Source organism: Nocardioides sp. dk884, assembly GCF_009557055.1.
In the GTDB taxonomy this organism is placed as follows: Bacteria; Actinomycetota; Actinomycetes; order Propionibacteriales; family Nocardioidaceae; genus Nocardioides.
The window spans coordinates 3988871-4007739 of sequence record NZ_CP045649.1; the positions used below are offsets into that span (position 1 = coordinate 3988871).

The window sequence follows — 18869 nt, forward strand, 5'->3', positions numbered from 1 at the left end:
GCACCCCGCAGCGCGAGGCCCTCACGAGGCCGGCCGCTGCGCCAGCACGGACGCCTGGTCGTCGGGCTCGCCGTCCTGCGCGCGGCGTACCAGCCGGGCGACCTCGCGCAGCCCCGCCGCCGCGAGCCAGCCACTCATCTGGTCGGCGGTGACGAGGTGGCGCTCGAGCTCGATCTCGTGGCCGAAGGTGCGGTACGCCGGCGCGACGTCGCGCGTGCCGGTGCCGGACTGGAACCCGACCAGCAGGTGACCCCCGGGCCGCAGCACCCGCGCGGCCTCCGCGAGCAGCCGCGGCTGGTCCGCGGGCGGTGCGTGGATGGTCGAGTACCAGAGCAGGACGCCGTCGAACCGGGCGTCGGCGTACGGCAGCGCGGCCAGCGAGCCCACGACCACCGGCAGGTCGGGGCGGGCGCGGCGGGCCTGGGCGACCATGCCCGGCGAGAGGTCGACGCCCACGACCCGGCTGCCCCGCGCGTGCAGGTAACGGCCGATCCGACCGGTGCCGCACCCGGCGTCGAGCACCAGCGGCCGGCCCGCATCGTCCCCCGGCCCCCTCACCGCTCCGGCGAACGCGTCGAGCATCGCCCGGTCCAACGCCGACTCGGCCCGGAGGTCCGGGAGGTGCGCGGCGTAGTCGGCGGCCACGGTGTCGTAGGCCCGCCGCACGCCGCGCTGGGGGTCACCTGGGGTCACGGGCGACAGGCTCGCACACGTCGACCGGGCAGTGGCCCCGCCGGGATAGTCCGCCACACCAGTGTCGTCCACGGGCCAGAACGCGACCCCTGTGTGGCGGACTACCCCGACACGACACCGAACCTGTTTGCCGATCCAGCAAGGATCGTTGCCCGTACGCCGCTCGGAAGGCACGCTGGTCCTATGAGCGAGCACCAGCACGACGAGACCTCCGAGACCGACTTCTTCGAACCGCAGGGCTGGGAGGAGCGCTACTCCTCCGAGGAGCAGGTCTGGAGCGGCGACCCCAACCCGCAGCTGGTCGCCGAGGCCTCTCGGCTGACGCCCGGGACCGCGCTCGACGTCGGCTGCGGCGAGGGCGGCGACGTGATCTGGCTGGCCCGGCAGGGCTGGCGGGTCACCGGCGCCGATTTCTCCGCCAACGGCCTGGCCCGCGCCGCACGGCACGCCGAGCAGGCCGGGGTCGCCGACCGCACCGACTGGTGGCAGGTCGACGCCCGCACCTTCGAGCCGGCCGGGCGCACCTTCGACCTGGTCACCACGCACTTCCTGCACCCGCCGGAGGGCAGGATGGTGGAGGTGACGCGTCGCCTCGCGGAGGCGGTCGCTCCCGGCGGGCACCTGCTGGTGGTCGGGCACGCACCGTCGGAGACCTCCGCCGAGCTGAACCCCGCCCAGCACCGGGCGATGTTCCTCGCCACGGACCTGCTGCCGGCACTCCCCGACGACTTCGAGATCGTGCTCGCCGAGCAGCGCCCGCGCACCGTGACCCGCGACGGCGTCACCCTCGACATCGCCGACTCCACCCTGCTCGCCCGGCGGGCCGACAGCCCCGCCTGACGTCGACCGAAGGCCCGGAGCCGTTACCTGGCGCCGTAGCGCACGTGGAGCGCGCCCGGGAGGAACCCCACGTCGAGCGAGCGGGAGAACACCACCGTGGGTGCCGCGTTGACCGTCGCCGCGATCGGCTCCTCGGACCTGGGCCAGTAGCGCGCGAACGCTTCACAGGTCCGACGCCCCAGCACCGCCGCCTCGACGCCAGCGAGGAGGCGGTGGTTCCAGCGCTGGCTCGCGGCGTCGGCCTCCGGCGACAGCACCGCGAAGATCGCGTCCACGCCGTCGGGTCCCTGCGGCGCACCCGTCACGGAGACCCACTCCTGGGCCACCATCCGCACCGCGCGACGCCTCCGGCGCCTAGAGCCCGCGGGGCCGCACGCGCGCGTCGGGCCCGGGGAAGCACAGGCCCTCGTGCCCGTCGCCCCAGCGCACCATGAACGGCGGACCGCCGTCCGCGCCCTGCACGCCGATGATCTCGCCCTCGCGGCGGTGGGTCTCCGCCGAGTTGCTCTCCACGACCAGCTGGTCGCCGACGTTCGCCTTCATGGCTCCTCCTGTGCCCGGGATTACCACGATGCGCCTCGATGCCGCGGCGGGCAACAGGTCCAGGACCTCTGCTTCGGCAAGGAGACCCGATCATCCGCGCTCAGGGGCGGCCGGCGTGCGGAGCGGGGGCCCGGACGGTGAGCACCTCCCCGGTCCGCTCGCCCCCGCCGTGCTGCCAGTCCAGCCGCTCCCAGTCGGTGGCGACGATGTGGAGCGTGCGCCCGTCGGGGCCGCCGAGCATGCAGGCGAAGCAGCCCCGGTCCACCTCGACGGTGTCCAGGACCCGCCCACCCTCGGCGACCCGACGGCAGTGCCGGTGCGGGACGTCGGCGTACCAGATTGCACCCTCGGCATCGAGGCAGATCCCATCGGGAGCCCCCTCCCCCAGCTCGGCCCACACCCGGCGGCCGGTGAGCGAGCCGTCCGCGGTGATGGTGAAGGCGGTCAGCCGCGCGGCGTGCGACTCCGCCACCACCAGCGAGCCGTCAGGGGTCAGCGCCATGCCGTTGGGGAACCACAGGTCGTCCGCCACCTCCCGGGTCGTCCCGTCCGGCTCGATCATGGCGAGGATGCCGGGCCGCGGGTCCTCCCCCGGCGCCGACCCGGGCATGTCCACGAAGACCCGGCCCCACGGGTCGACGACGATCTCGTTCCACGGCCGGCCGGTGCCGCCGTACGCCGCGAGGTCGGGACCGACCACGACGCCGCGCGGGGTCGTGCAGACCTCGCGCCCGTCGGGCAGCCAGTCGATCGAGACCGGCAGCCCCTCGATCCGATGCACCACCTCGCGACGCCCGGCGCGGTCGATCGTGAGCACCTCCCCGGCCAGCCAGTCACACAGCCAGAGCCGCCCGTCGTGCCACCGCGGCGACTCGCCCATCGCGAGCCCGGTGGCCAGCACCCGCGTCCTCATGCCTGCTCAGACCGCGCCCCGGCCGAGACTCATCGCCGCACCGGGCCCGGCCCCGGCAGGCGTAGCGTGGACAGACCCGCCCGGAACGGTCCGGGCCGATCATCGGTGGCAGCCATGGCAGCGGGACGCAAGCAGACCCACCAGCCGAGAAGCTCGCGCCGCGTCGTGGTGGCCACGGCCCCGGGAGCCGGGCGCGGCACCTGGGCGATGGGCTCGATCTTCGAGCACCTCGTCGGCCCCGGGCAGAGCGAGGGCGCCCTCGGCGCTGCGCTGGTGACCCAGCCGCCGGGCATCGCCACCCCGCTGCACCGCCACTCCCGCGAGGCCGAGGCGCTCTACCTGCTCGAGGGCGAGATGAGCTACCGCGCGGGCGACACGACGTACGAGCTCACCGCAGGCTGGTTCCTCTTCCTCCCACGCGGGCTGCCGCACGCCTTCCGGATCCGCGGCGCGCAGCCGGCGCGCTTCCTCAGCCTGACCGTGCCCGGCGGGCTGCTCGACCTGTACGACGAGGTGGGGGTGCCGGCGACCGCGATGCGGATCCCGGGCGAGGGCGAGGGGCGGACCGCGGAGGAGGAGATCGGGCGCTGGAACGAGGTCGCGCCGCGCTACGGCCTGGAGGTGCTCGGCCCGCCGATCCCGGAGTGAGCTTCAGGAACGCACGTGCATCCGCTCGCCCTGGGGGCCGTAGACGGCCAGCGCCTCGGCCGGGGCCGGGCCGGGGTTGCTGAGCCAGTGCGGGGTGCGGGTGTCGAACTCGACGACCTCCCCCGGCGCCAGCAGCAGGTCGCGGGTGCCAAGCACCAGCCGCAGCCGCCCGGACAGCACGTAGAGCCACTCGTAGCCCTCGTGGGTGCGCGGGTCCGGCACCGCGTCGGGGCGCGCCGGCAGCACCTGCTTGTAGGCCTGGAGCCCGCCCGGGCGACGGGTCAGCGGCAGGAACGTCATCCCGTGGCGCTGCACCGGCCGCGACCGCACCCGCGGGTCGCCGGTCTCCGGGGCGTCGACCAGGTCGTCGAGGGAGACCCGGTGCGCCTTCGCCAGCGCGAGCAGCAGCTCCAGGGTGGGCTTGCGCCCGCCGGACTCCAGCCGCGACAGCGTGCTCACCGAGATCCCGGTCTCGGCCGAGAGGTCGGCCAGGGTCGCCTCGCGCTCCAGGCGCAGCTGGCGCAGCCGCGGGCCGACCTGCTGGAGCGCGGCGGCCATGTCGTCGTCGGTGACCATCCACGCAGTTTGCCGCTATGGCAAGGATGTTTGTCAACCGCGCTGGTCGCTCGCAGACTCGAGGGATGAACCCGACATCCGATCCCCTCCTGCCTGTGGAGCACGACGTGGTGGTCGTCGGCGGTGGCGCGGCCGCCCTCAGCGGCGCCCTCGCCCTGGGCCGCTCGTGCCGTTCCGTGCTGGTCCTCGACGCCGGCGAGCCCCGCAACGCCCCGGCCGCCCACGCGCACAACTACCTCGGCAGCGAAGGCGTGCCGCCCCGCGAGCTGCTCGCGATCGGCCGCGAGGAGGTCGCGCAGTACGGCGTACAGGTCCTCGAGGCGCGGGTCGCGGGCGTACGCACGCGGGACGGGGACGACCTCGCCTTCACCGTCACCACCGAGGCCGGGCGCGAGCACACCGCCCGGCGGGTGCTGGTCGCCACCGGCCTGGTCGACGTGCTCCCCGACGTCCCCGGGCTGGCCGAGCGCTGGGGGCGCGACGTGCTGCACTGCCCTTACTGCCACGGCTGGGAGGTGCGCGGGCAGCGGGTGGTGGTGCTGGCCACCGGCCCGATGGCGACCCACCAGGCACTGCTCTTCCGCCAGCTCACCGAGCACGTCGTGGTCGTGGTCGCGGACCCCGCGGCGCACCCGGGCGCGGACGACCTCGAGCGGCTCGCCGCCCGCGGCATCGCGGTGCTCGACGACCCGCCCCTGGAGGTGCTGAGCACCGACGACGCGCTGAGCGGCCTGCGGCTGACCTCCGGGGAGGTGCTGGCCTGCGACGCCGTGGTGGTCTCGCCGCGGTTCGAGGCCTGCACCGACTTCCTCGCACCCCTGGGCCTCACCGCCGAACCCTTCGAGGCGGGCGGGGCCATGCTCGGCACCGCGGTCCCCGCGGACCCCACCGGAGCAACCACCGTGCCCGGGGTGTGGGTCGCCGGCAACGTCACCGACCCGATGGCCCAGGTGATCGCCGCCGCGGCCGCGGGCCTGCGCGCCGGCGCGATGATCAACGCCGATCTGGTCGAGGAGGAGACCCGGGCCGCCGTCGCCGCCCGCCGGGCCGGCTGAGCCCTCCGGGTGTCACCGGACGTCGCCGGGAACCGTCCCCGGGGCCCGGGCGTCCGACCCGCATGCCCCACGCCGTACGCCTCCTGGCCGCCGCCGCTTCGGCCACGCTGCTCCTGTCCGTCACGGCCTGCGGCGTAGCGGCCGGCCCCACCGAGCAGGAGCCCGCCGGCACCTGGACGGCCCAGGAGCTGAGCGCCGAGATCGGGGCCGACCAGGCGCCGGTGCTGGCGACCTCCGGGGACGACGCCCTGGTGCTCGCCGTCGCCGAGGACGGCACGGTGCGCTCCCACGTCTCCGTCGGCGGCGCCGGCTTCGAGGCCGGCGAGCCGCTCGCCACGGGTGCCACCTACCTCCAGGTCGAGGCGGCGGTGGTCCTCCCGGACGGCGACTGGTTCGTGCTCGGGTCCGGGGGGCGCGGGTCGGGCAACGACGAGCGGCTGGTCTTCGAGCCGGTGGGACTGCGCAGCAGCGACGGGCTCCGCTGGGAGCGGGTCGACGTCGACGGGTTCGCCCACCCGGTCGAGGTCAGCGACCTCCAGGTCGTCGGCGACACGCTCGTCGCGGCAGGCACCTATCGCACCGCGGCGGACCCGGCGATGGGCGGCTTCGAGGCCCGGATCTGGACCAGCACGGACGCCGAGTCGTTCACCGAGACGACCCCGCCCGAGGTGCGGCCGGCACAGGGCTCCCGCCACGAGTCCTGGGCCGGGCACCTCGCCGTCAGCGGCGAGCGGGTGCTCGCCGCCGGCGGGATCGACGGGGACGCGGCGCTGTGGGTCTCCGACGACGACGCCCGCAGCTGGCAGCGCGTGGCGGACCCCGCCCTGGCCGTTGCCGGGTCCGTCAGCGGTCTCGAGGTGGTCGGCGGGACCGTCGCCCTCACCGGCAGCGAAGGTTCGCCGCCGGCCCTGCGCTCGACCGATCACGGCACCACCTGGACGGCCGTGGCGGGCCTTCCGCCCGCCGAGGAGGTCGGATGGGCGCCGCTGTGGAGCGACCACGACCGGTTCTGGACCCTCACCGGCATCGACGACATGAGCTGGAGCGAGCCGGAGGTCTGCTACGCCGACCTCGCGCAGTGCGGACGCGACCCCGAGCCGCGGGTGGTCACCAGCACCGACGGCACCGACTGGGCCGCGGTCGATCTCGTCGACGTCGCCGACGGGCCCGACGCGGTCGCCGGCACCGCGGATGGGCGCGTCCTCGTGCTCACCGTCGCCGCCCACGGACCGGTCGTGCACACCCTGCCGGCAGGAACGACTCCTCCGGTCGCCGCCGCGCCCCTGGAGCCCGAGACCGTCGAGCTGGTCACCGTCCCGCACGGGGAGCCGCCGCAGGTCGGGGTCCGCTACCACGCGCCGATGTACGTGCACTGCGGCATGGAGTGGTTCGGGTTCGCCGACGCCACCTGGCGGCGTACCGACGACGGGGCGGACGCCAACTCCGGCACCGGAGGCGAGGCGCCTCAGGGGTGGCCGATGGTCGGCGAGATGCTGTACGGCTACGCGACGCTCACCGACGCCGAGCACCTCGAGTACGCCACGGACGACGGCGTGATCGCGACCTATCGCCGCGCCGACGGGGCTCCGGGCTGCGCCTGAGCGGTGTCCTGCAGTCACCTGCAGACCGCAGGACACCGGCATCTGGTCCGGCGGGGCTCAGCCCCGGCGCTCGTGCAGCCGCTGCTGGGCAGCGGGCAGGTAGGCCAGGCAGGGCGCCTCGGCGCCCGGGTGCTTCTCGTGCAGGTGGAAGATCCAGCGGTCCATCGCGGCCATGTAGCCGTTGTCCGCACCCGCGCGGTGCGTCGACCACGGGCCCCGGCCCTTCACCGTGCACTCGGTGCAGGTGAACTTGTAGAGGAACTGCTTGTCCTGGCCGACGTCGATCTTCACCTTCGCCAGCGGACCCGCCTCCGCAGCGGCCTTGCGCTCGCGCGCCGAACGGCTCGCTGTCATGTCACACCCCTTGTCCTCGACCCCGCAGCCTACGCGGCGCCTAGACCCCCGGGACGACCCGGATCTCGCGCACCGCGCCGCCGTCGAGGGCGGCGAGCGCCTCCTGGTACGCCGGCCCGTCGTGGGCGGCGCGGGCGGCCTCGACGGAGTCGAAGCGGATGACGACCGTGCGGGTCGACTCGCCGGCCTCCCAGGTCTGCTCGGGCAGGCCGCGGGCGACGAAGGTGCCGCCGGCGGCCTCGAGGGCCGGCCCGGCGAGCTCGGCGTACGCCGCCAGCTTGGCCTCGTCGAGGACCTCACGGTAGATGCTGATCCAGTAAGCGCTCATGGGCTCATCCTCGCGGACGCCCGGGCACCGCGCGGTCAGGGCCTCAGCGGAGCTCCGCGCGGGAGAGGCGCTCGCTGACCCGGCGCGACGCGGCGAGCACCAGCTCGCCGGCCCGCTCCCAGCCGACGCCGAGCGCCGCGCCGCCCAGTGAGATCGCCGCCACGCAGGTGCCGTGTGCGAAGACCGGTGCCGCGACCGCCACCGCGCCGATCGCCATCTCCTCGTACTCGTGCGCCAGCCCGGTCTCACGCACCGCCGCCAGCTCGCGCAGCAGCCGCCCCGGCTCGGTCACCGAGTACGGCGTGCGCCGCGGCAGTGCCTCGCCGAGCACCTCGCCGAGCAGCTCCGGGGAGACGTGCGCGAGCAGCGCCTTGCCCAGCGCCGAGCAGGTCGCGGGATGCCGGAGGCCGGGACCGGTCACGACCGGGGGCAGCCGCGGGGTGCGCCGGTGGTGGACCTTCTCGAGGTAGACGATGTCGCCGCCCTCGAGCACGGCCAGGTGAGCGGCGAGGCCGGTGGCGACGTGCAGCTGGCTGAGCTCGCCGATCGCGACGTCGCGCAGCCCGCCGGGGCGGTAGGCGCCGACGCGCACCCCCAGCTCGAAGAGCTGGATCCCGAGGCGGTAGCCGGTCCCCTCGCGCTCGACGAAGCCGATCGCCTCCAGCTCGGCGAGCAGCCGGTGCGCGGTCGACTTCCACAGCCCCGAGCGCCGGGCCAGCTCGCTGACGCCGAGCACCCGCTCCGGGCCGCGGAAGGCCTCCAGGAGCTGACCGGCCTTGGCGACCGAGCTCTGCGGCTCCGCTGTCTTCTCCGGCACAGCACCACCCTGCGGGAGCGCCGAGGCGCGGCGTACCGCGATTCCGGCTGGTGAGTGTGCGGCAGCGAATCACCCCGGACGCACCGCGGCCCCACCCCCGGGGGACGGGGGTGGGGCCGCGGCGTGGTGGAGCGTGAGGCTCAGACGCCCTCGGGGCGCTTGTGGCCCCAGTAGTGCGCGGAGTCGTAGCGGACCGGCAGCCAGGTCTCGTCGTCGATCAGGATGCCGCCGACGCCGAACTCGATGCCGAAGCCGGAGGGGCTGCGGACGTAGAAGGAGATCATCTCGTCGTTGGTGTGCTTGCCCAGCGTGGACAGGATCGTCACGCCGGCGTCCTGCACGGCGTCCCAGGCGCGACCGAGGGTGTCGAGGTCGTCGATCTCGAACATCAGGTGGCCGATGCCCTGCTTGCGGTGCGGCGCGTTGGCGTAGGCCAGCGAGTGGTGCCGCGGGTTGCAGTGCAGGAACGTGCCCACGTCGCCCGGCATGTCGATGTGGTCGGAGAGACGGAAGCCGAGGATGTCGCGGAACAGCTCGTCGTACTTCTCCTGGCCGTGGTGCAGCGCCTGGAAGGCGTGACCGAAGCCCATCTCGCCGGCCACGAAGTTCGCGCCGATCGGGGAGACGAACTTCTGGGTGCTGCTGCGCAGGCCCCAGAACAGCTCGTGGGTGATGATGTCCTCGGCGTCACGGAAACGCACCAGGTCCATGACCTTGCGCTCCTCGAGCAGCTCGGGGCTGCCCTGCTCGACGGTGTAGCCGGCCGCCGCGACCTTCCCGGCCAGCTCGGCGAGCGCCTCACGGCTGCCCACGTCCCAGCCGAGCGCGGTCGCACCGGGCTCGCCGCGACGCACGTCGATGCGGTAGGCGTAGTGGTCCATGCGGAGCAACAGCCGGTCCTCGTCGCGGTAGGCGACCTGCAGCCCGAGCAGGTTGGAGCCGAACTCCACCCAGTCGTCCAGGTTCTCCGTGCTGATGACGGCGTACCCGAGGGCCTTGACCTTGGCGCTCATGTGGTTCTCCTCTGTTGAAAGTCCTGGCCCGATCCTGCGCCTCGGCGCAGCTCGCTCCCAGGGGTCGTGGCACGGAGCGGAAAAGCTCCTCAGCCGAGTCGTACGCCGTCGCGCGCGGCACGCCGGCGCAGCCGCTCGGCGCCCTCGTGGGCCACGGCGGTGAGCGCGGCGATCCACGCCTCGACCTGCTCGACGCTGGCACCGCGGGGCAGCCCGGACAGGCGCAGCGCCAGGCGGGTGTGTCCCTCGTCGGTCGGCATCGGCACGATCACGGAGTGCAGGTCGTGGGTCTGCTCGGGGTCGAGCACCGGCTCGTAGAGCGAGGCGCTCTCGGAGATCATCTGGCGCATCCGGCGCTCGTGCACCGGCAGCACGTCGACACCGGAGTAGTCGCTCATCAGCGCGACCCGGTCGGCCGGGCTCTGCGGGACCAGCGAGAGCGAGTAGCCGTTGCGGCGCACCGCGGCGAGGTTGTCGCGGAAGCTGGCCAGGTCCTCCTCGGAGGCCTTGGCGCGGGCCAGCCAGCGCTCGACCTCCTCGTCGGGGGCCTGGGCGCAGAAGACGGTGCCGACCGGCGGGATCAGCGGGATCCGGTGGCCGACGGCCAGGCTCCCCGGCTCGTGGCCGCCGCTCTTGGTGGCGGCCACGAAGACCGCCTCGTCACCGACGCGCGCCATCACGCTGCAGTCGGCGCCCAGCTCGTGGGCCAGCGCCTCGAGCGGCTCGCGGACGGCCTCGGCCATCTGCGCGCCCTCGATCAGCTCGGGGTCGGAGGCGGCCACCGGCGAGGGCAGCGCGAAGCGGCCGTAGCCGCCCTGGAAGAACAGCAGCGGCAGGGTCGGACGCTGCACGGCCAGGTCGAGGACCCGGCCGAGCACGATCACGTGGTCCCCGCCGTCGAGCTCCTCGGTGACCTCGCACTCGATCCAGCCGACTGCGCCGGGCAGCACCGGCGAGCCGTGGGCCGCCGGAGCCCAGTCGACGCCGGCGAACTTGTCCTCGGCGCGCGAGGCGAAGCGACCGCACAGCTCCTGCTGGTCGGCGGCGAGCACGTTGACGCAGAAGTGCCGGCTGGTGCGCAGCCGCGCGTAGCTGCCCGAGGTGCGGGTCGGCAGGTAGGCGACCAGCGGCGGGTCCAGCGAGACGGAGGTGAAGGAGCCGACGACCATGCCGACGGGCGCGCCGGTGTCGTCGATCGCGGTCACCACCACGACACCCGTCGGGTAGTGCCCGAGGGTCTCGCGGAACAGCGCCGCGTCGAAGGGCGCGGGGGCCGCGGTCGTGGCCGGGCCAGTGGGGCCCTGGGAAGTGTCCATGCTCATTCTCCTGTCCGGGTCCGTGGGGTCACGGACCGACGAGGGCGGCCGCAGCCGCCCGGGCGCATGCCAGATCCTGCTCGGGCAGCGCGCCGCTCACACCGACCGCGCCCACGATCTCGCCGCCGGGACCGCCGCGCCGCAGCGGTACGCCGCCGGGGAGCGTCACCGGGTCGCGGCCGCTGTCGGCGGCGACCACGTCGAGCAGCTCGGGCCACTTCTCGCGGAGCACCGCGAGCTCGTCGCTCGGCCGCTCGAAGAGCGCCGCCGTGCGTGCCTTGGCCCGCGCGACGCCCGAGGTGAACCAGGTGGCGCCGTCCGAGCGCGCCACCAGCACGTCGGCGCCGCGCAGGTCGACGACGGCGACCGAGACGCAGACGCCGAGGGCGCCGGCGTGCTCGAGGGCGACCTCGAGCACGCGCGACGCCTCGGCGTAGGTGGGTGCGGCGGCCACGCTCAGGCCGACGGGGCGGTGGCCGACTCGGCGGGCGGCACCGGTGCCTTGATCAGGCGGTAGACCTCGGTGCGCAGCTCGGCGAACTTCGGCAGCGCCTTGGTGGCCAGCTGCTCGCGGGGCACGGGCAGGTCGACGTCGATCAGCGCGGTGACCGTGGCCGGGCGGCCCGACAGCACGAGCACCGTGTCGGCCAGGTAGACGGCCTCGTCGATGTCGTGGGTCACCAGCATCACGGTGATGCCGAGGTGGTCGCGCACCCGCAGGACCAGGTCCTCCAGGTCCGAGCGGGTCTGGGCATCGACCGAGGCGAACGGCTCGTCCATCACGATCGCGCGCGGCTGGGAGGCCAGGGCACGGGCGATCGCGACGCGCTGCTGCATGCCGCCGGAGAGCTGCCACGGGTACGCCGCGGTGAAGTCCTTGAGGCCGACCTCGGTCAGCGCCTCGGTGGCCAGGCGGAGCCGCTCGGCCTTCTTCATCCCGGCCGAGCGCAGCGGCAGCGCCACGTTGTCGAGGACCGAGAGCCACGGCATCAGCGAGCGGCTGTAGTCCTGGAACACGATGGCCAGGCCCTCCGGCGGCGCCTTCACGGTCTTGCCCTCGAAGACGACCGAGCCGTGGCTGGGCTGGAGGAGACCGGTGAGGCTCTGCAGCAGCGTGGTCTTGCCGACGCCCGAGGGCCCCACGATGCAGACGAACTCGCCCTGCGCCACGGAGAACTCGAGGTTCTCGAAGATCTGGCGCTCGCCGTACGCGTGGCCCAGGCCCTTGGCCTGGATCACCGGCGTGCCCGAGGCACCCTTGACGCCCTCGGCGTTCGCGGTGGCGGTGGTCATCACTTTCCTCCGTTGTTGTGCGCGGTCATGCCCCGGTGCCAGGCAAGTGCCCAGGACTCGACGAGGGCGAAGAGGCGGTTGATCAGGTAGCCGAGGATGCCGAGGGCGATGATGCCCGCCCACATCGCGGTGGTGTTGAAGCTGCGCTGGGCGTCCAGGACGAAGTAGCCGATGCCGCCGGGGGTGCCCACCATCTCCGAGATCACCATCGCCACGAAGGAGATGGCCAGCGCGGTGCGGGCGCCCGCGAAGATCTGCGGCGCGGCGTTGGGCAGCACCAGGAAGCGGACCCGGTCCAGCCGGCTGAGCCGGTAGGAGCGGGAGACCTGGCGCAGCACGGGCTCGACCGAGCGGACGCCGTCGATGGTGTTGAGCAGGATCGGCCAGGTCGCGACCAGCGCGATCATGGCGACCTTCATCGAGGAGCCGAGGCCGACGAGCAGCATCATCACCGGGAGGATCGCGACGCCCGGCGTGGCGCGCATGAACTCGACCAGCGGACGGACCGCGGCGTCGAGCCAGCTCACCATGCCGAGCACCATGCCCAGGGTCACGCCGCACAGGCAGGCGAGGCCGAAGCCCAGCGCGAGGCGCTGGATGCTGGGCCAGATCTCGGTCTTGATGCCCTCGAAGAACCAGATGTCGACGAACTCGTCGAGGATCTGCGACAGCGGCGGGAAGTAGATGTTCGTGCTCTCGGCGCTGGCGAACCACCAGAGCGCCACGAGCACCACGGGGAGCCAGAACTCCCAGAGCAGACGACGCACGATGCTCATCGGTTGTTCTCCCTCTGCGACGGGTGCCACCACAGGACGCGGCGCTGTGCGGCCCCGAGCAGCACGTTGAGCAGCACCCCGAGGAGTGCGGCCGTGACCACCCAGACGAACATCCGGTCGTTGTCGTTGATGCTCAGCGTGTTGAACAGGCGCTGGCCGATGCCGGTCGCGCCACCGAGGAACTCCGAGGAGATCGTGATCAGCAGGCTGATCGTGGCGGCGATGCGCAGGCCGGTCATGATGAACGGCATCGCGGACGGCACGTAGATGAAGCGGACGCGGGTGCGGAAGTCCAAGCGGTAGGACTTCGCGACCTGGCGCACCTGCGGCGAGAGCTGCTGGGCGGCGTACATCGACTGCACCAGGATCGGCCACAGGGCGCTGAACATCACCAGGATGAGCACCATCGTGCGGGTCGAGCCGTAGAGCAGGAGCACGACCGGGAGGATCGCGACGCCGGGGATGGTGCGACCGAAGTCGATCACGAAGGTGGTCGAGCGCTCCAGCGGCTTGAACGTGCCGATCAGCAGGCCGAGCGGCACCCCGATCAGCACCGAGAGCCCGAAGCCGATCACCGCGGACAGCAGCGTGCTGCCGACCGCCTCCCAGTACGACGAGGTCGCCATCAGGTCGGCGGCCGTCTCGACGAGACGGGCCGGCGTGGGTACGCCGGCGGCGCGGCCCCGGTTCAGGGCGAACCAGTGCCACAGGAGGAGCGCAGCGGCGATCGCTGCGATCTTGAGTCCGACGGCTCCCAGCAGCTCACGCTGCCGGGAGCTGCGAGACGAGCGCGCCCGACGCCGAGACGGCGCCGCGCCTGCCGGCGCGGGGGTCCCCGCGCCGGCAGGCGAAGTGGTCACGGACGCAGACACGTCACTTGTCCGCGAGCAGGGACTCGACGCTCGGGGCGTCGTCCTCGTCGATCAGGTCGTAGCGCAGCACGCGGGCGATGCCGGCCTCGACGGTCTCGGCGTCGATCGGCTCCTCGCCGAACTTCTGGAAGCGCGACTTGGCGAGCAGCTCGGCCGGGGCGTCGATGTAGGTCTCCGCGATCTTGGCGGGCAGGCCCTCGGTGGTGTTGAGCAGCTTGTTCGCCTCGAGGATCGCCTGGGCGAACTTCTCCACCGTCTCCGGGTTCGACCCCGCGAAGGAGTCGGAGGTGACGTAGGTGTAGGCGAGCTCGCCCTCGCCGCCGGCGACGTAGCCCGAGAGCAGCTTGATGTCGGAGTCGGCCAGCGCCGCGGTGCCGCTGGGCTCCGCGGTGGTGACGACGTCGACCGAACCGCCCTTGAGCGCGGCGATGGTGTTGGGGACCTCGACGAACTTGATCTTCGAGGAGTCCCCGCCGGCCTCGTCGACGACGGTGCGCACGTCGACCCAGATCTGGCTCTTGGTCTGCGGGACGCCGAAGGTGGCGTTCTCGATGTCCTTGATGGACTTGATCTTGCTGTCCTTGGCGACCCAGAAGTTGCCCACGCCCATGCCGTCCTCGCCCACGGCGGTGCCGGTGGCACCCGGGGCGACCATGACGACCGGCACGTTCTCGCTGCGCGCGATGACGGGGGTGGTCACGTCCATCAGCGCGAAGTCGACCTTGCCGCCGAGCAGCTGCGGGGTGGCCTCGGCCGGGGTGGCGACGGTGATGAACTCGACGTCGAGACCCTGATCCTCGAACGTGCCCTCGAGATCGGCGGTGTGGGCGCCGAGAGCGTTGAAGCTGGGGAAGACCGCGACCTTGACGGTGCCGTCCTTGCTGTCGGACGCGCTGTCGTCGCCGCCGCCGCAGGCGCTGAGCGCGAGTGCGGCCGCGGCCGCCACTGCCAGCGCCTTGACGGGCAGGCGGTTCTTGAAGCTGTTCATGATGCTCCTAGGCACGAGGGGTGGGTCCGTTCCGGCCTGGTGTGGTCGAGTCCCCCGAGGCATCTTCCTCCACCGGTTCCGTGGACCGGAACAACCGCAATCTGCCAACCAGCCCGGTATGGCCGAAAGCACAATTCCGCCCAGTGAGGGCAGTCACAGGATCTGTTCGCGCCGCCGCCTACGGTTCAAGGCAGCGGGCCTCTCAGCGCGGCTCGCGGTGGCTCGTTCGACCCATCCGGAGGCTTCCCGTGACAGTTCCCACCCTCGACGTCCCGGTCGGGGTTCCCGGCGAGTCGAGCGGCGAGTCGAGCGGCGAGTGCCGCCCCCGGCCGGCCACCTCGGTGTCGAAGGCGCTCCAGCTGCTCTCGGCGTTCCGCCGGGCGCGCACGGACCTGTCGCTCACCGAGCTCGCCCAGCGCGCGGACATCCCGAAGTCGACGGCGTTCCGTCTGCTCGGCGAGCTGGAGCAGGCGGGGTTCGTGGCCCGCAACGGCACCAAGTACCGCCTCGGCGTGGCGCTCTTCGAGCTCGGCAGCCGGGTCAGCCTGTGCCGCCCGCAGGGCCTGCGCGACACCGCGGTGCACTTCTTGAGCCAGCTGCACGCCGCCACCGGTGGGCTGACCGCGCACCTGGCGGTCCTGGAGGGTCCCGAGATCCTCTACCTGGAGAAGATCCACGGTCCCCGCACGCCGCGGGTGCGCACGATGCCCGGCCAGCGCTACCCGGCGTCGACGACGGCGCTGGGCAAGGCGATGGTCGCGCTCGGCGACGCCGAGGACCTCGCCGCCGTGCTCGCCCACGGCCTGCCGCGGATGACCCGGTCCTCGATCGTGGACCCGGACCGGTTCGTCGAGGAGCTGCGCGGCGTACGCCGGAGCGGGGTCGCCCGTGACCGCGAGGAGGCGGTCGCCGGGCTGGTCTGCGTGGCCGCCCCGATCGTGGTGCACGGCGTCGTCGAGGGCGCGGTGTCGGTCTCCGGCCCGAGCGCGGGCTTCGCCTGGGACCGGATGGAGTCCCTGGTCCGCTCCGCCGCCGCCGGCATCGCCCAGAAGCGCGCCATCGGCGTCGGCTGGGCCTCCTGACCCTGATCGACTGGGCCCGATCGACCGGGCCGGATCGACCGGGCCGGATCGACCTGGCCCGTCCACACCGGAGGTGTCGACGGGCCAGGTCCGGTGTCACATGCGGACGTTCTTGGGCGCCTCGCCGGTGAAGACCACGGTGCCGTAGGCCTCATAGACCGTCTCGGCCACGTTGGCGCCGTGACCCAGCGCGATGTGGACGTCGCGCCAGAAGCGCTGGATCGGGTTGTCCAGGCGCATGGAGGAGCCACCGGCGTGCGCGACCAGGCGGTCGACGGCCTCGCCGGCACGGCGCGAGACGCGGACCTGGTTGCGGCGCACCTCGGCGCGCAGCTCCATCGAGGGACGACCGCCGGCCTCGCACACGTCGAAGAGCCGGTCGATGTCGCCGAGGAACTGCATCCGGCAGGCCTGCAGGTCGGAGGCGGCCTCACCGAGCGCGTGCAGCTGACGCGGGTCGGTCGCGGCGACCACGCCACGGGCGGAGACCCGGCCGCGGGTGTAGCTGAGCCACGACGCGAGCGCGCCCTCGGCGGCGGCCAGCGTGCCGGCGGTGATCGCACCGGAGAACATCGAGTGGAACGGCATCCGGTAGAGCGCGACGTCGCCGCGACCGGCCTGCTCGGCCGCCGCACCGGAGCCGAGCTCCTCGGGGTCGATGATGCGGTGGTCGGGGATGAAGGCGTCCTTGATCAGGATGTCCTTCGAGCCGGTGCCCTTGAGGCCCACGACGTTCCAGGAGTCCTGGAGGATCGTGTAGTCGCTGCGCGGCAGGATGAAGTGGCGCAGGCCGTCGGGGCGGACGTTGCCGTCCTTGTCGCACAGCATGCCGCCGAGCACGATCCAGTCGCACAGGTCGGTGCCCGAGGAGAAGGGCCACTTGCCGCTGAAGATCCAGCCGCCCTCGGTGGGGATGGCGCGGCCGATCGGGGCGTACGGCGAGGCGACCCAGGTGTCGGGGTCCTCCCCCCAGATCTCCTCCTGCACCTGGCGGGTGCCCTGGGCGATCTCGAAGGAGTGCACGCCGACGACCGAGGAGACCCAGCCGGTGGAGCCGTGACGGCCGCCGAGCTCCAGGATGCCCTCGAAGAAGTCGCGGGGGTGCAGCTCGTCGCCGCCGAAGTCCTTCGGCTGCAGGGCCCGGACGATGCCGGCCTCGCGCAGCGCCTTGTGGGTGACGTCGGTCAGGTGACCCTGGGCGTCGGAGGCCTCCGCCTGCTCGGCCACCAGGTCCGCGATCGCCTCGATGCGGTCCAGCAGTTCGCTCACTGTCTCTCTCCTGCTCAGTTGCCGGCGCTGCCGGGAGTGTTCGTGATGAAGTCGCGCACCAGGCGGTTGAACTCGTCGGCGTGCTCGAGCTGGGCCCAGTGGCCGCAGCGGTTGAGCAGGACCAGGCGAGAGTTCGCGATGGTGGACACCAGGCGCAGGCCGGCCTCGAAGTGCACGACCCGGTCGTCGCGGCCGTGGATGATCATGGCCGGCTGCTTGATCGAGGCGATGTCCTCGAGGGTGGCCTCACCGCGGCGGGGACGCCCGAAGCCGGCCGCGAAGTTGGTGACGTGGACGGGGTTCTCGGCGAGCACGCGGTAGCGCTGCTCGGCGAGCTCGTCGGTCGCGAAGGCCGGGTCGTACGCCATGATCTCGCACAGCGCCTTCATGGTCTCGACGCTCGGCTCGCGGTAGCCGCGGTGCAGCACCTTGAGGCCCTCGGTGGGGCCGCCGCCGGGGCTGTTCACCCGCGGACCGGGCGCACCGGAGCCCATCGTGACCACGTGGGTGACGCGGTCGGGGTGCCGGGCGGCGACCTTCAGCGTGGTCGCGCCGCCCATCGAGTTGCCGACGAACGCGGCCTTCTCGATGCCGAGGGCGTCGAGGAAGTCCACGGCGGCCTTCACGTGGTCGCGCTCCTCATAGGTCACCGGGTCCGACTTGCCCCAGCCGGGCATGTCGGGGGCGATCACGCGGAAGCTCTCGGAGAGGACCGACATGTTCGGGTTGAAGTTGCTCCACCCGGTGGCGCCGGGTCCGCTGCCGTGCAGCATGACCACGGGGGTGCCCTCGCCGGCAGCGTGGTAGTGGATCTTGCCGCTCGGCGTGTCGACGAACGCGCTGGTCTCGGACTCGGACAGCGATGCCATCTCGCATCTCTCCTTCGGTGTCGCGCCACGGGGGCGCAGTCGGTCTGGTCAAAGAATTCATCGGTCGAAGCGGCCCGGACAGGGCTGCTTGCCGACATGTGGAACAGATCAAGAAGTCGTGCCGCGAGTCCGGTGCCGGCAGGCCACGGCACGCCGCGCGCGGCCGGTCGCGCCGCCGTCGCGGACGACGGATGCCGGAGGTGCGCCGGACGGGGTACGGCGCCGGCCGGGTCGCGTCTCGGGGTGGACCGGGACCTCAGCCCCCGAGCGCGGTCGCGATCTCGGCGGCGGCCTCGACCAGCAGCTCGCGGATCTCCTCGTAGCGGGCCTCGGGCATCCGCGCGGTCGTGCTCGCGATCGCCAGCGCACCGGACACGCCACCGGGGGTGATGATCGGGGTGGCCACGGCCGAGAGACCGTCCTCCATCTCGCTCACCGATGCCGCGAACCGGCGCTCGCGGATGGCGGCCCGCTCGGCGGCGTCGGGCAGCAGGTGGCCGCGGTGCTCGGGCAGGCTCGCGGCGACGCGGCGCTGCACGGACTCATCCGCGTAGGCGTAGAGCAGCTTGCCCGCCGCGCCGAAGCCGAGCGGCATCGGCCGGCCGAGGACCGCGACCGGGCGCAGCGTGTGCGGGCCCTCGGCGGAGAGGACGCACACCCGGTGGTCCTCCTCGGTGACGTAGAGGTGCACGCTCTCGCGCACCTCATCGCGCAGCCGGGTCATCACCGGCTCGGCGATGTGGCGTATCCCGACCGAGCGGTCGGCGAGGTGGCCCCACTGCACCAGGCGGTAGCCGAGCGCGTACTCCCCGTCGCCGGCACGACGTACGAGTCCGTGCGCGGTCAGCTCGGAGAGCAGCCGGTGGGCCGACGACTTCGGCGCCGACATCGCCTCCGCGATCGCCCCGAGCCGGACCGGTCCGGAGGCGCGCCCGAGCAGGTCGATGACCTGCACGGCCTTCTCGAGAACAGACATGCGCTTCCTTGGCTACGTACAGAAGAGAGGTGCGGCGGACGCCGGCG

At 73.1% G+C, this 18869-nt stretch carries 23 protein-coding genes; 5 read left to right on the plus strand and 18 right to left on the minus strand.

Annotated features, from left to right (window positions below; all coding sequences use genetic code 11):
• Positions 1–21: 21 nt before the first annotated feature.
• Complete coding sequence (locus tag GFH29_RS19035; RefSeq protein ID WP_228387622.1) at positions 22–693, minus strand: class I SAM-dependent methyltransferase; 672 nt, start codon at positions 691–693, stop codon at positions 22–24.
• A 183-nt stretch (positions 694–876) separates the two neighbouring features.
• Between GFH29_RS19035 and GFH29_RS19040 the strand changes: the two genes are divergently transcribed.
• Positions 877–1533, plus strand: a complete 657-nt coding sequence (locus tag GFH29_RS19040; protein ID WP_153325306.1) for a class I SAM-dependent methyltransferase — start codon at positions 877–879, stop codon at positions 1531–1533.
• Between the two features lie 23 nt (positions 1534–1556).
• On the opposite strand, the gene GFH29_RS19045 is transcribed toward GFH29_RS19040, so the two are convergent.
• From GFH29_RS19045 to GFH29_RS19055, 3 genes are all read right to left on the minus strand, one after another.
• Positions 1557–1868 carry a hypothetical protein gene (locus tag GFH29_RS19045; protein WP_153325307.1) on the minus strand — a complete coding sequence of 104 codons (312 nt, stop codon included), beginning with the start codon at positions 1866–1868 and terminating at the stop codon, positions 1557–1559.
• Positions 1869–1887: 19 nt separating this feature from the next.
• The gene (locus GFH29_RS19050; RefSeq protein ID WP_153325308.1) at positions 1888–2076 is read right to left on the minus strand and encodes a DUF1918 domain-containing protein; all 189 of its coding nucleotides are present in this window, start codon (positions 2074–2076) and stop codon (positions 1888–1890) included.
• A gap of 100 nt (positions 2077–2176) precedes the next feature.
• Positions 2177–2989: an SMP-30/gluconolactonase/LRE family protein gene (locus GFH29_RS19055; protein WP_153325309.1), complete on the minus strand. Its 813-nt coding sequence runs from the start codon at positions 2987–2989 to the stop codon at positions 2177–2179.
• Between the two features lie 114 nt (positions 2990–3103).
• Between GFH29_RS19055 and GFH29_RS19060 the strand changes: the two genes are divergently transcribed.
• Positions 3104–3637, plus strand: coding sequence for a cupin domain-containing protein (locus tag GFH29_RS19060; RefSeq protein ID WP_153325310.1), 534 nt, complete (start codon positions 3104–3106; stop codon positions 3635–3637).
• A gap of 3 nt (positions 3638–3640) precedes the next feature.
• On the opposite strand, the gene GFH29_RS19065 is transcribed toward GFH29_RS19060, so the two are convergent.
• Positions 3641–4213, minus strand: a complete 573-nt coding sequence (locus GFH29_RS19065) for a helix-turn-helix domain-containing protein (RefSeq protein WP_228387623.1) — start codon at positions 4211–4213, stop codon at positions 3641–3643.
• 65 nt (positions 4214–4278) lie between these two features.
• On the opposite strand from GFH29_RS19065, the gene GFH29_RS19070 reads away from it, so the two are divergent.
• Positions 4279–5268: an NAD(P)/FAD-dependent oxidoreductase gene (locus tag GFH29_RS19070; RefSeq protein ID WP_228387624.1), complete on the plus strand. Its 990-nt coding sequence runs from the start codon at positions 4279–4281 to the stop codon at positions 5266–5268.
• A gap of 62 nt (positions 5269–5330) precedes the next feature.
• Positions 5331–6869 (plus strand): hypothetical protein, encoded by a 1539-nt coding sequence (locus GFH29_RS19075; protein WP_153325311.1) that lies wholly within the window; start codon positions 5331–5333, stop codon positions 6867–6869.
• Between the two features lie 57 nt (positions 6870–6926).
• On the opposite strand, the gene GFH29_RS19080 is transcribed toward GFH29_RS19075, so the two are convergent.
• The 10 genes from GFH29_RS19080 to GFH29_RS19125 all read right to left on the minus strand — a co-directional run bounded on the left by GFH29_RS19080 (position 6927) and on the right by GFH29_RS19125 (position 14626).
• Positions 6927–7223 (minus strand): hypothetical protein, encoded by a 297-nt coding sequence (locus GFH29_RS19080; RefSeq protein ID WP_153325312.1) that lies wholly within the window; start codon positions 7221–7223, stop codon positions 6927–6929.
• Between the two features lie 40 nt (positions 7224–7263).
• Positions 7264–7551 (minus strand): DUF1330 domain-containing protein, encoded by a 288-nt coding sequence (locus GFH29_RS19085; RefSeq protein ID WP_153325313.1) that lies wholly within the window; start codon positions 7549–7551, stop codon positions 7264–7266.
• A gap of 43 nt (positions 7552–7594) precedes the next feature.
• On the minus strand, positions 7595–8368 hold the full coding sequence (locus tag GFH29_RS19090) for an IclR family transcriptional regulator (RefSeq protein ID WP_153325314.1): 774 nt from the start codon (positions 8366–8368) through the stop codon (positions 7595–7597).
• 140 nt (positions 8369–8508) lie between these two features.
• Positions 8509–9381: a VOC family protein gene (locus GFH29_RS19095; protein WP_153325315.1), complete on the minus strand. Its 873-nt coding sequence runs from the start codon at positions 9379–9381 to the stop codon at positions 8509–8511.
• Positions 9382–9470: 89 nt separating this feature from the next.
• Entirely contained in the window at positions 9471–10697 is a 1227-nt protein-coding gene (locus GFH29_RS19100; protein WP_153325316.1) for a flavin reductase, read from the minus strand.
• Between the two features lie 28 nt (positions 10698–10725).
• The gene (locus GFH29_RS20530) at positions 10726–11151 is read right to left on the minus strand and encodes a GlcG/HbpS family heme-binding protein (RefSeq protein WP_194289065.1); all 426 of its coding nucleotides are present in this window, start codon (positions 11149–11151) and stop codon (positions 10726–10728) included.
• Positions 11152–11153: 2 nt separating this feature from the next.
• Positions 11154–11990 (minus strand): ABC transporter ATP-binding protein, encoded by an 837-nt coding sequence (locus GFH29_RS19110; RefSeq protein WP_153325318.1) that lies wholly within the window; start codon positions 11988–11990, stop codon positions 11154–11156.
• Entirely contained in the window at positions 11990–12766 is a 777-nt protein-coding gene (locus GFH29_RS19115) for an ABC transporter permease (RefSeq protein WP_153325319.1), read from the minus strand. Before GFH29_RS19115 ends, GFH29_RS19110 begins: the two co-directional genes overlap by 1 nt.
• A complete protein-coding gene (locus GFH29_RS19120; protein ID WP_228387625.1) occupies positions 12763–13626 on the minus strand; it encodes an ABC transporter permease in 864 nt (287 codons plus the stop codon). Before GFH29_RS19120 ends, GFH29_RS19115 begins: the two co-directional genes overlap by 4 nt.
• A 13-nt stretch (positions 13627–13639) precedes the next feature.
• Positions 13640–14626, minus strand: coding sequence for an ABC transporter substrate-binding protein (locus GFH29_RS19125; RefSeq protein ID WP_194289066.1), 987 nt, complete (start codon positions 14624–14626; stop codon positions 13640–13642).
• 248 nt (positions 14627–14874) lie between these two features.
• Here GFH29_RS19125 and GFH29_RS19130 point away from each other — a divergent pair, with 248 nt between their 5' ends.
• Positions 14875–15708 carry an IclR family transcriptional regulator gene (locus GFH29_RS19130; RefSeq protein WP_194289067.1) on the plus strand — a complete coding sequence of 278 codons (834 nt, stop codon included), beginning with the start codon at positions 14875–14877 and terminating at the stop codon, positions 15706–15708.
• 96 nt (positions 15709–15804) lie between these two features.
• Here the strand turns inward: GFH29_RS19130 and GFH29_RS19135 are convergent, their stop codons facing one another.
• The 3 genes from GFH29_RS19135 to GFH29_RS19145 form a co-directional block, all read right to left on the minus strand.
• Positions 15805–16977, minus strand: coding sequence for a hydroxylase (locus GFH29_RS19135; protein ID WP_153325322.1), 1173 nt, complete (start codon positions 16975–16977; stop codon positions 15805–15807).
• A 14-nt stretch (positions 16978–16991) separates the two neighbouring features.
• The gene (locus tag GFH29_RS19140; RefSeq protein WP_153325323.1) at positions 16992–17846 is read right to left on the minus strand and encodes an alpha/beta fold hydrolase; all 855 of its coding nucleotides are present in this window, start codon (positions 17844–17846) and stop codon (positions 16992–16994) included.
• 256 nt (positions 17847–18102) lie between these two features.
• The gene (locus GFH29_RS19145; protein ID WP_153325324.1) at positions 18103–18822 is read right to left on the minus strand and encodes an IclR family transcriptional regulator; all 720 of its coding nucleotides are present in this window, start codon (positions 18820–18822) and stop codon (positions 18103–18105) included.
• Positions 18823–18869: the final 47 nt, after the last annotated feature.